The sequence below is a fragment of the Kaistella palustris DSM 21579 genome (assembly GCF_000422265.1).
GTDB lineage: Bacteria > Bacteroidota > Bacteroidia > Flavobacteriales > Weeksellaceae > Kaistella > Kaistella palustris.
Map to the genome: position 1 here is coordinate 1 of NZ_AULL01000003.1, position 11,581 is coordinate 11,581.

The 11,581-nt window shown below is 30.9% G+C and carries 10 protein-coding genes and 1 other RNA gene; 8 read left to right on the forward strand and 3 right to left on the reverse strand.

What is annotated here, in order from left to right; genetic code table 11:
• The 3 genes from H562_RS0100535 to arsB all read left to right on the forward strand — a co-directional run.
• Positions 1-747 (forward strand): metallophosphoesterase family protein (locus H562_RS0100535; protein ID WP_027375728.1); only part of this gene is annotated, 747 nt, incomplete at its 5' end.
• Between the two features lie 18 nt (positions 748-765).
• Positions 766-1,143 (forward strand): glycine cleavage system protein GcvH, encoded by a 378-nt coding sequence (gene gcvH / locus H562_RS0100540; RefSeq protein WP_027375729.1) that lies wholly within the window; start codon positions 766-768, stop codon positions 1,141-1,143.
• Between the two features lie 3 nt (positions 1,144-1,146).
• Positions 1,147-2,187 carry an ACR3 family arsenite efflux transporter gene (gene arsB, locus H562_RS0100545; RefSeq protein ID WP_027375730.1) on the forward strand — a complete coding sequence of 347 codons (1,041 nt, stop codon included), beginning with the start codon at positions 1,147-1,149 and terminating at the stop codon, positions 2,185-2,187.
• Positions 2,188-2,475: 288 nt separating this feature from the next.
• On the opposite strand, the gene H562_RS0100550 is transcribed toward arsB, so the two are convergent.
• Positions 2,476-3,570, reverse strand: coding sequence for a transposase (locus H562_RS0100550; protein WP_027375731.1), 1,095 nt, complete (start codon positions 3,568-3,570; stop codon positions 2,476-2,478).
• Between the two features lies 1 nt (position 3,571).
• Positions 3,572-4,387 carry an RNA polymerase sigma factor gene (locus H562_RS0100555; protein WP_051190346.1) on the reverse strand — a complete coding sequence of 272 codons (816 nt, stop codon included), beginning with the start codon at positions 4,385-4,387 and terminating at the stop codon, positions 3,572-3,574.
• Positions 4,388-4,756: 369 nt separating this feature from the next.
• On the opposite strand from H562_RS0100555, the gene H562_RS0100560 reads away from it, so the two are divergent.
• From H562_RS0100560 to H562_RS14395, 5 genes are all read left to right on the forward strand, one after another.
• A complete protein-coding gene (locus H562_RS0100560) occupies positions 4,757-5,002 on the forward strand; it encodes a helix-turn-helix transcriptional regulator (RefSeq protein WP_027375733.1) in 246 nt (81 codons plus the stop codon).
• A gap of 524 nt (positions 5,003-5,526) precedes the next feature.
• A complete protein-coding gene (locus H562_RS0100565) occupies positions 5,527-6,624 on the forward strand; it encodes a hypothetical protein (RefSeq protein WP_156831936.1) in 1,098 nt (365 codons plus the stop codon).
• A gap of 6 nt (positions 6,625-6,630) precedes the next feature.
• Positions 6,631-8,166, forward strand: coding sequence for a hypothetical protein (locus H562_RS0100570; RefSeq protein ID WP_027375735.1), 1,536 nt, complete (start codon positions 6,631-6,633; stop codon positions 8,164-8,166).
• A gap of 1 nt (position 8,167) precedes the next feature.
• Complete coding sequence (locus H562_RS0100575) at positions 8,168-9,898, forward strand: hypothetical protein (RefSeq protein ID WP_034690303.1); 1,731 nt, start codon at positions 8,168-8,170, stop codon at positions 9,896-9,898.
• Complete coding sequence (locus H562_RS14395) at positions 9,886-10,947, forward strand: DNA adenine methylase (RefSeq protein ID WP_051190347.1); 1,062 nt, start codon at positions 9,886-9,888, stop codon at positions 10,945-10,947. The genes H562_RS0100575 and H562_RS14395 overlap by 13 nt, the downstream gene beginning before the upstream one ends.
• 79 nt (positions 10,948-11,026) lie before the next feature.
• Here H562_RS14395 and ssrA read toward each other — a convergent pair.
• Positions 11,027-11,426, reverse strand: a transfer-messenger RNA (tmRNA) gene (gene ssrA, locus H562_RS15480).
• Positions 11,427-11,581: the final 155 nt, after the last annotated feature.

Consider the following 11,581-nt stretch of genomic DNA (forward strand, 5'->3'; position numbering starts at 1 on the left):
CACGCTAATCTCCCTGCATTGGAAGCATTCTTTGCAGATGTTGAAAAAAGAAATCCCGACAGCATTTATTGTTTGGGAGATTTAGTAGGTTACAATATCTGGCCAAATGAAGTGGTCAATGAAATCCGTAAAAGAAAAATACCAACTATTGCAGGTAACTACGATTTTGGCATTGGGAGAATGAGTAATGAATGCGGTTGCGCCTACAAAACAGACGCTGAGAAGGACAACGGAAACATTTCCATTTCTTTTACTAATTCTTTGATGAAAGACGACGAACGTGCGTACCTACGTACACTTCCAGCACATATAAAAGTAGAATTTCAATTGAATGAAGACAAACTAAACCTGCTTTTGGTACACGGGAGTCCGAGAAAAATAAATGAATATCTTTTCGAAGACCGTGAAGAAAAAAGTATGCTTCGCATTATGGAACAGGCCGATGCCGACATTATGTGTTTCGGACATACACACAAACCATATCACAGAGTTTTAAATTCGGGTATTGATGGTCAAGATCATTTTCGTCACGCAGTAAATATTGGTTCGGTTGGGAAGCCGAAAGACAATGATATCAGAGGTGGTTATGTGATGTTGACAGTTGATGAAAACAGTTCTGTCTTGAACAAAGAAAGCATCAGTGTAGAATTTATCCGTTTTGACTATGACTTTGAAAAGGCAGCAAAGGCAGTGGAAGACAGCCCTCTTCCAAACGAGTATGCAGAAAATCTAAGACGTGGCTATTAATCTTCAAAAATCTAAAAAATGGAACTTTTAAAAGATTTATATTATTCTAAAGAACATACTTGGGTTCGTATTGAGAACAAAATTGCAACTGTCGGTATTACAGCATTTGCTCAAAAGGAATTGGGAGAAATCGTATATGTTGACTTACCGAATGTTAATCATAACTTCAAACAAGACGAAGTATTTGGTTCTGTAGAAGCCATTAAAACTGTCAGCGACCTATTTATGCCTCTTTCAGGGAAAATAATTGAAACCAATGAGCAACTTTTAAAAGAGCCAACGCTTGTAAATTCTAATCCCTTTGATAATGGCTGGATTGTGAAAATTGAAATTGAAGACCTAAGAGAAACTGAAAATTTATTAACAGCGGAACAATACGCTCAACTCAATAATTAGACGATGCAACCAAAATTAAAATTCCTCGACCGCTTTCTTACCTTATGGATTTTTTTAGCAATGCTTTTCGGCGTTGGGTTGGGATATTTCTTTCCTGATATTTCTACTGTCACAAATTCTTTATCTGTCGGAACAACTAATATTCCTTTAGCAATAGGGTTGATTTTAATGATGTACCCTCCCTTGGCAAAAGTGGATTATTCTCTCTTACCAATGGCTTTCAAAGACAAAAAAGTAATGTCGTTATCATTACTACTAAATTGGATTATCAGCCCTATTTTAATGTTTGTATTAGCTATCATTTTTCTTCGGGATGAACCGGACTATATGATTGGTCTAATTTTGATCGGTCTAGCAAGATGTATTGCAATGGTAATTGTATGGAACGATTTAGCAAAAGGTAATCGGGAGTACGCAGCTATGCTAATCGCATTAAACAGTATTTTCCAATTGGTGTTTTATAGTTTTTATGTTTGGCTTTTCATAAATGTATTACCACAAAAACTAGGCTTAGGAAATTTTAACATTGCGGTACCAATGAAAGATGTTGCCGAGAGTGTATTCATTTATTTAGGAATTCCATTTATTGCAGGATTTTTGAGCCGTTACTTCTTGATTAAATTAAAAGGAAAAGACTGGTTCAATAGAAAATTCATTCCGGCTATTTCACCTATTACTTTGTATGCTTTGCTGTTTACAATAGTATTGATGTTTAGTTTGAAGGGAGACAAAATTTTAGAGCTACCAATGGACGTTGTTAAAGTTGCCATTCCATTAGTAATTTACTTTGTTCTTACATTCTTCATCAGCTTTTTCATTAGTAAGGCATTGAAAGTGCCTTACGATAAAAATGCGTCGATTGCTTTTACAGCAACAGGAAACAATTTTGAATTAGCTATTGCTGTTGCTATAGCGGTTTTTGGAATCCATTCTTCACAAGCATTTGTTGGGGTCATCGGCCCTCTTGTGGAAGTACCTGTTTTAATTTTATTGGTTAGGGTTAGTTTATGGCTGAAACAAAAATATTATAATAGCAATAATTAATAGGTCTATAAATGTAAGTCTTATTAGTAATAGAAAAAGAGGCTCATCACTTAGGTTGAGCCTCTTTTTCTAATTGAAAGTTATTACTTGAATTAAATATCCAATTGGAGCAGTTTGGGAAAAAATCAAAATCAGTATATTCTTCTATTCTCCGTCATCTATTTCGTTATTTTTAATCAATGTTTGACGTAAAAAAGAAGCCCACGCCGTTGTATATACTACTGGAGTATTTAGTGAGTGTTCAAGACCTCACCCTACGGGTTTACAAGCACCCTCATTAATTTTTTTCTATCCAATGATCAATTCAATTCCGGCTTTTTCAGCCTTGTATTTTATTTTGGTCTGCAATTCATAATAGCTCCAGTTGCGAAGTACAAATTCCTGTTCTTTTGCAATCCCAATTTTATCTTCCTGATTTTTAAGAACAAGTGTGCCCGCCTGTTGTTTGATACAGAAATCAATAAGCTTCCGGCTGTACAAATGAAGCCGATGACTTACATAACGGCTTTCCAAATTCTCTGTTTTATACAATGCCTTTTGTTTGCGTTTGACTCCATTTCCTGATCGGGCATAGGCGATACCGTCTTGAATCCTTTTTTGACTTGCCTGAATTGCAAGCCTGCGATATAAAAATTCCTCTTTCGAGCCAATATTGATTCGAACATTGTTGGCTTTTGCCACTATTGGATGTTCTAAAGACAGGGAAGCCTCTGCAATGATTTCGGGTTTTAAAAGATGCTCTTCTTTTTCAAATTCGAATACGGCAAGCCAATAGATTTTCCCACCTTTCAGTTGAATTTGCGATGTGCAAACCTTGATCTCTTTTCTTAATAGGCGTTCCATTATCAACCGCTTATCTGAGAAGTCTTTTCCTAAATACGTTTTAACAGGAATCGCAAACATATTGAAGCAAAATGCTTTCTTTTCGGCATCATATCTCATTTTAGTAGTGCATTTAACAGGAAGCGGAATTGGAATATCTTTCTTAAAGTTTCGCAATGATTTTGATCCCTGCCAGTAATAGGCTTTGTTTTTGGAAAAGGTTGATTGAATCGTATTGTTCAGACTTCCCAAAATGTCGGTGGGAATTTCTCCTTTGAAGCGATCAAAAACCATACGTGCAGTTGTGTGTATTTTCGAACGGGTGAATATTCCCATTTCATCTTTGTTTACATCTGCTAGTTTGTATTGGATTTCTTCGGTGAGGTAAAAGAAATCCTTGATCATTTCCTGAACATACAAATGGGAAACGATAAAATTAGCCGCTCTGAAACAGCGGTTCTGATACCGGTAGAGTTTTTCCCACATCTCTTTTTGTTCATTTGCAGGAAGATCGATCAGCAGCTGAATTCTTCGGGTCAATGTCATCGTGGATTTTTCCATTTCAAAGAGTTATTTCAGAAGTGTTTTGGTTTTGTAGATATTGATATGCATACAGAAATTCCCGATGTACTTCCTTTTCAGGTAATTTGAGTTCTCGGGCAATAACTGTAAATGAAGATTTCTGCTCAAACCTTCTTTTCAAAATATCGAGTTGTTGACTACTCAGTTTTTCTGACTGTTCTTTATTATAGAGAGCTTTTTCCTGTGGCTGTTCAAAAGAACTTCTATTAAGAATTTTCCGAAGATCATTTATAGCTCTGCTTACCTCATTGCTGATGTCTTTCACACTACTTCCCATTGCTTCTGCGATTGGTTTGTGCTGAAAGCCATATTCCAGGCAAAGTTCAATTAGGTGTTTTCTTTTGGGTTCCAGAACGGGTAAAACTTTTTTGACTTCATCGAAATTTTTCTGATCCAATTCGTGACTAAGGAGATTCTCTTTATCAGTTAGGGGATCATAACCCACAAGATAATCCTGATAATTCTCAAAACTTTCAAGAGAGGCCATAAGACGGGTGAATTTATTCCTTGGCGCAGTGACATACGATATACAATCTCTTTTCATAACAAACCGTAAAAAGCCAGTAATATGATTAGGCGTTTCAATGGTGTCACGGTGTAGCCACAATTTAAGGAAGGTATCCTGAACAATAGTTTCCACTACAAAATCATCCTTAAGCACCTGCCATCCAACCCAGAAAAGAAGTCTTTTGTTGCGTAGATGAATATGTTCGAGAGCGGTCGGATTGCCTTTTTTCAGCAATTCGTACAACTGAAGATTGCTCAACTTTCTCGGCAAAGAGTCTGTTCTTTTCATAAGCAGCGTATTTAGCTAAATTATTGATTGAAGAACTGCTTCGATTAATAAGATGAATTCCCTACATCATTGAGAATACTCACTCACTACATTTTGTCCAAGAGAAAGGCGTGGAACTCAACTTACAGCATTAGAGGCAATGGTATACCCGTGTACGTTAAGTGAGTGCACGCTGAAGTCGTGGGCAAATTTACTTATCTTCTAGTACACATAAAAATTACCAGTTTTCTAATGCGAGATTCTAATCAATTGCTTCAATATTTTAGTTGTATTGGAATAATTGCATTGTATTATTAGCAAATATAAAAAAAACACTATTGTAATCCAAATGGATTACAATAAAATTATGATTTTTTGCAAAATTGCGTTATGGCTGGACTCAACGAGGAAGATATATTGCTAAAAAATAAAATTGCTGATAGAATTAAGTTTCTAAGAGTTAATACTGGTTTGTCACAATCTGAATTTGCCAAAAAGTTCGAAATTGATAGGCAAATATTAAATCGTTGGGAAAGTAAAAACAATAAAAGAGGATTGACTATTTATACAATATCAAAATTTTGTGATTTCGTTGGAATGTCTTTAAAGGATTTTTTTGATTTTGGCTCACAGTAGAATTGAAAAATCACTATTGAAAATTTTAAACTCATAAATGAATAGAATACCGACGAAAATCGGTATTTTTTTATTTGATAAATTTTGTACTAAGTTCTTTCTTTATTCAGATTATCATATTGTCCTTTATAACCATACGACGAATTGAAAAAAGAAGAGGTTGTTGAAACCAAAATGATTATTTAGAAATTGAAATATGAATTGTATTTTACAGTCATTGAAGAATGAAGTAGTTATACTTAAAATTGATAAATCAAGATGAATAATATGAAGTAAAAATTTTCGCTCAACTATTTGTGAAATTTTAGATGTCTTGCTACTGTCTCCAATAATGATAAAATAGAACATTTTGGTGTTATTTGTTTTTCTAAAATAGCTGGATATCGGCAGTTTGATAATTGTTTAAACATTAACAAATACTATTTATTTAATAATCAGTTATATAGAATCGGCGAATATTGATAATGAGCTTATTTTATATCATCTAAAAACATTACTTTTATCCTCTTAAAATAATATATTAGTTGGAGTCGATAATTTACATTAAAAGTTTGCATAGGCCATATAATCAGAATTTAAATTCTGTGAAATGGGTTTGTAGCTTCATAAAAGACAAAAACAGTAGTAATGAAGTAGCTAAGTCTGATTTCTACTTCGAATTTTATGTATACCTTATTAAAAAGTTATACAATTTATACAAAAACAATCCAACTGAATCTTTAACACACGGGATTCCATCGTATGAATCAATAAAAAAGTCATATGATAGTATTATTGGTATTACAAAAGAAAAAAAGAAGAAAATCATAAATGAATCTCTAGCAAAAAGAATAACTGATGTTGATAGATCTATCTTTAGTACATACAAAGCGACTTCTTACTTTATTAATTTGGCAAAAGATAAATTAGACTTTGTAGATCATAATAATCAGCTGAAAAGCACGGGCGAGATATTAGTAAACCTCCGAAGTGGCTCATTCAAACTTAGCACCAAAGAGAAAGAGATTTTATTTAGCTCAATTATTAAAAGAGATTTCCATTTTTTCATTTCTTTAGCTTTATTGCAAAAAATTCAAAAAAAAATAAAAAATTTAAGTATAGAGGAAATACATTTTGAATTTCTTATTGATAAATTTGGTATCAAGCATTTTCGATATACTGAAGCTAGTAATGAGAAAAACTTTAGTAAAGTAAGAGAACATTGGATAAATGATTTGGCCTTTTTGGATAAAAATTTCAATATAAAAAAGTCATACTTAGAAATCATAATTGGTGATGGGTTTGAAGAATTATATAAAAAAATAAAAAAACAAGTTGATGAATATTACAAAGAGAAAGTTATTTCTAAAAGTAAAATTCAGAAAAAAGTTGATTTATTTTTACTGATCTATCAAACTGCCCCTAAAAATGAACTAGGCTTTTTATCATTGCAAGAAATAGCAGAAAAAATGAATCTTGGAAAGAAATCTTTTCAAACTTTTATTTCGGAGTTTTATGAGTTAGAAAGAAACAAGTATAATATATTCTTTAATAATGTTGTTCAGGCAATTTCGGGTAAAAATCAGTACTTTATTAGAAATAGACCAGTCGTAAATATTAGAATTAAAGAGCTTAATAAATAAAAAAATATGGCCGAATCTCAATTGTGGGATAAGATTTCCCAAATACCATCAGATAGCTTTATAGCGGACGTGAAAGAAGGGAAAGTTCCTGAATTACCTTTTTATATCGTTGATCAAGAAGATGCTAAAAGTAATATTAAAGCTAAAATTGACACGATAAAGAAAGAACGCTTTCAAACTTCAATTATTACTGCTTACTATGGAAATGGTAAAACTAATATTTTGAAATATCTATCTCTTTATTATAAAAAACAAGAAGATATTAGGGTATTATATTCTCGAGCTGATGTAGATAATTTTGATATCATACTTAATCTACTAAAAATAATAGAAGATAACTTTACAGACTATATCATTGAAAGTGTTAAAAAATTTGTTGAGGAAGACTTTGATTATTCATCACTTGCAAATAATTATAGTGATAATTTTAGTGCGATTGAAGAATATACGAAAAAACTATTTTCTTCTAATGATATATCCGTAATTAAAAATGTCTTTTATCTCGGTACTGGAAGATTAAATAGTAAAAGATATTTTGATAAGCACGAATTGCGTCAATTAAGAGATTATGAACGGAGAGAAGTATTGGTTTTGTTTTTAAACATATTATCCCAAACAGGCAAATACGTTATTTTTTGTATTGATGAAGTAGAGAAAATTCGAGAAAAATCTAAAACTAGATTTTCTCATTTTTTGACCTCTTTAAGGGAACTAATTGATCTTTCGAATAAAGTCAACGGTCATTATTTAATTCTAGCACTAACTGAAGATGTCTCTAGTAATCTTATTCAAACAACTAATGAACCCTTATATCAAAGAATAGCTAAACACATAATTGCTATAAATCCAATTACAGAGAAAAAGGATAAAGAAGCTTTAATTGATTATTTAAAAGAGTTGTTTAGTTCTGAAGAAGACACTAACGAAGTGTTAAAGAAATTGTCAAAAGAAACAGATGTCACAAGTAATAGATTACTAATACAAAGAATTTCAGATATACTTTTTGGAAAAACTGAAAAGCAGAGTTTTGAAAAACAATTAAAAGATAATTCTCTTCTTGAAATTTTTAACGAAACTAAAAGAGATCTTAACATAAATGTTGATGCCTTCAAAAATATACATCGTAAGTTTTTTGATCCTTTAGAATATTATCTTGAAAGTTTCAATATTAAAATTGATGAGTTTACTAGTCAGTTGCGCTACTATTATAATTATGAAACAGATACTTTCTGCTATTTTATCTTTAGTAAGGATTTATCGGTTATTGATAATGAAATAATGAAAGTAAAAAGCAGTATCGAATATTTAAATTTTGACAAAAAAATCTTCTTTAAGAATATTTCCATATTTGTTCCCGAATCGATGGAATTGAATTATTCATATTTAGATAAATATGAATTCCTTAAAAATTTTAAATTAAATATAGTCGATATTGAAGATTTCGAGGATTTGTTTACTCTCTTAGAGCTATATAGACAAAACTTTGAACATCAATCAAAGCTGAAGCCAATAATTGAAAGTTATACTAATTCCAGTTTATAGTATGTTTGATAACAATAATAAAATATTTGCCTATAAAATTGCTTTAAAGCTTGATCCATATTTAGTGGCATTGTTTAATTTATGCTATGATGTGTTTATTAAATTAGAAAATATTGAGATTAATAAAGATGATATTAAATATGCGGTAACCTTATTCTCTGAAGATTTTTACGAAAAGTTAGGAATAAATAAAGAAGAATACCTAGAACAAGATAAAGATGAGGAATATATATATACAAAAGAGCAATTTTTTGATTCTCTGGCTGTTAATTTAAACTCATACTACTTACGAAACGAAATATTTACATCTAAACTTAAAACTAAGGAGTATCTCTATTACTTTAAAGATAAATTTACCATCTATTCCACATTATCAAAAAAAAAGGAAGTAGAAAATAGTTTGAATGATAAGTTTAAAACTATCAATATGATTGGTGAGATTACCGAAAATCTTAGCAATGAAAGACTAAAGGATTCGATAAAAAGTATTTCAACAATCTATGATTTTAATAAGGCTGGACAATATATAAAAGTGATTAGTCAAGATAATTTAAAACCTCAATTACTTTATTTAGAAGCTGATTTTTTCAATTTCGAATTACTTGAAATTGTTGAAATAGATTTCGATAACATATGGATTAATTACGAACACGAATTGAATAATAATTTGAAATTTAATCCAGATAAGGATGAATATTTTATTGTTATCGACAAAAATTCTAATGATAAAAGTGTTGTAGGAATTAAAGTTAACAATCACATATTATTAAAATATAATGTAGATTCAAAAAATTATGTAAAAGAAGAAAAGGTTAATCAAAATTTGTGGCATTTATTTAAAGAAACTTATTTTAAAAAGCGGTCGCAAACATTTCTATATGATTCTGAACTAATCAAGAATTTCAAAGCCAAAAGCAAGGAGGCAGATTTTAATAAGCTTCTATGTAATCTTAAACATAATTTATACATCGATAGAGGTATAGAAATAAAAGATGAATATCAAGGTTTTTTTGAGAAGTTTATTGTTCTCAAAAACTTGAATGATTTATTAAACTTTAATTTTTTTCTGCCGGATGAAGATGCTGAAAAGGAATTATTGGGTATTTATTCAGAGCAGAAAATAGGCAAAAAATATAATCTGTTACATTATCTTAAGCATAAGGATGAAAAATTTACGGAAGGGTTTGTAAATTCTGAACCTCAAAAAAAAGAAAAGTTAAAAGTTAATATTTTGAAAGCTGAATTATCTTTTTATTTAGTTGAGAAGTATTATGAAGATCTTATTGAAGAATTGCTTTTAGAATTAAATATCGAATTCATAAGTAATGTTGAACTAACTATAAACGGGCAATCAAAAGCAGAATTTGATTTCGTAATTTACAGAGATGATAATTTTTACTTCTTAGAAGCAAAAACCACACTTAATAAAGATAATGTTTATGACACGTCTAAAAAGTATAATAATAATATTGAATATTTAAAGCAAATAGCAGATACCAATTTAGAGAACTTTTCCTTTATTCTATTAGGATTTTTAAGTGATCAAAATTTAGATAATTATAGGCACTTCTTTACAGATCCATTGTATAACAAACCAAGAGAAGGATTTGCTGTTGTACCATATAAATTTAAGTTGCCATTTTTTGGACATCAGGATTTAAATTTAGAGTGTATAGCGGAGCCGGAACTTTCAAAACTAAAAGAATTTATTAAGAATATATGCCAGATATAGTATTACCTCAAACTAGATATTATGGTTCAAAAAGGAAGATAGTTGATAAAATATGGAACATCATTGTAAACGAAGCAGATCTTGAGTTTGACTCTGTATTGGATATTTTTGGAGGCTCAGCCTCATTTTCTTACTTTGCTAAATTTCACAATAAGCAAGTTTTCTATAACGATATTTTTCAATTCAATTTTTTAATTGGGAAGAAGTTAATTGAACAAAGTACAAATGAATTAACATATGAAAATGCAATTCGGTTTTTTGAAAAAGTACCTGAGATTAATTATCTAAAGTATATTTCCGAATATTATAATGATATATATTTTACAGATGAAGAAAATGACCAGATTGATATTTACATTCAAAATGTTATAGCTGAAGAAAATGAAAATATAAAATGCAGTGCATTATATATTCTTTTTCAAAGTTGCTTAATGAAGAGACCATATAATTTATTTCATAGAAAAAATTTGAATATGAGAGTAAATTACACTACTGGTAGTTTTGGAAACAAACAGACTTGGGAAAAAAGTTTCCAAGAGCTTTTTATAAGATTTATTAATGAATTGAATGAAGTTTGTATAGATAATGGGAGAATCAACACAGCACATAATTATACTGCATTGAACTGTCCTATTACAGCTGATTTAGTATATATTGATCCTCCATATTTCACAAAAGGGAGCTCAACTTCATATCATAGTAAGTATCATTTTCTTGAAGGGCTGGTTAATTATAATGATATACCAGACAATATTAATTTTGAAAAAAAGAATAGAGAAATTACTATAAATTCATCAAAAGAATTTGAAAACAAAAAAAATTTCTTGAATGATTTAAGATCATTAATTAATAGACATCTTAACTCACATATTGTTATATCATATAGAAATAATGGAGTTCCTTCAATAGAACAGATTGGAGATTTGTTGAGAGGTTTTGCTGAGTTTGAAATTTTAGAGTATAATCTTGGTAAATATAATTACGCTCTAAATAAGAATAACAAGTTAAATGAAGAGGTTCTTTTTGTCTGTAAAAATATAAATCTATAGAACGCTATAAATTATAAATAGCACCTAAAATAGCACCTTAAAAAATAAAACCCTGTAAATCAGTAATTTACAGGGTTTTAAGTGGAGTTGGAGGGATTCGAACCCTCGTCCAAACAAGCAATACATAAAGCTTCTACATGCTTAGTCTGTATTTAATTTTCGATGGTAAACAGAGCACAGACACCCAATTTACCACTTATCTTCTGTGGTTTTCGATCCTGAACCGAAGCTTTTCAGGACTTATTTCTGCATTGCTATGCCTCAGAATCAAACGCCGCAGAACGGAGCATTTGCGAGACATCCTGCCTCCTTACTATCTTCGGGAGAACGCTTGAATCCTACTGTAATTCAGATTAAGCTGCAAGAGCAAACTCTTGGTCGCCAGTTAAAATTTTGTGACAAGGGATTTAAGAGATCGCGTCACGGTTCTCTGCATGCAACCTTACCCATTGATCTTGCTGTCGAAACCAGTCAACCCCAATTTTTGTAAGTCCACAAAGATACAAAATCGCGCCCACATTCCACAAATAAGAATTTTACAAGAAGACTCAACAACTTACTCACTCAAAAAATTCATTTGGGCGTAACCTTCATGCCACCGCGAGGCCCGCGCAATTCAGGTCGGGCTTTCCGT

Bases quoted from the DNA above. Each gene is read 5' to 3' on its own strand.
- gcvH (WP_027375729.1), top strand. From the start codon at position 766: ATGGAACTTTTAAAAGATTTATATTATTCTAAAGAACATACTTGGGTT.
- H562_RS0100570 (WP_027375735.1), top strand. From the start codon at position 6,631: ATGGCCGAATCTCAATTGTGGGATAAGATTTCCCAAATACCATCAGAT.
- arsB (WP_027375730.1), top strand. From the start codon at position 1,147: ATGCAACCAAAATTAAAATTCCTCGACCGCTTTCTTACCTTATGGATT.
- H562_RS14395 (WP_051190347.1), top strand. From the start codon at position 9,886: ATGCCAGATATAGTATTACCTCAAACTAGATATTATGGTTCAAAAAGG.
- H562_RS0100555 (WP_051190346.1), bottom strand. From the start codon at position 4,387: ATGAAAAGAACAGACTCTTTGCCGAGAAAGTTGAGCAATCTTCAGTTG.
- H562_RS0100550 (WP_027375731.1), bottom strand. From the start codon at position 3,570: ATGGAAAAATCCACGATGACATTGACCCGAAGAATTCAGCTGCTGATC.
- H562_RS0100575 (WP_034690303.1), top strand. From the start codon at position 8,168: ATGTTTGATAACAATAATAAAATATTTGCCTATAAAATTGCTTTAAAG.
- H562_RS0100560 (WP_027375733.1), top strand. From the start codon at position 4,757: ATGGCTGGACTCAACGAGGAAGATATATTGCTAAAAAATAAAATTGCT.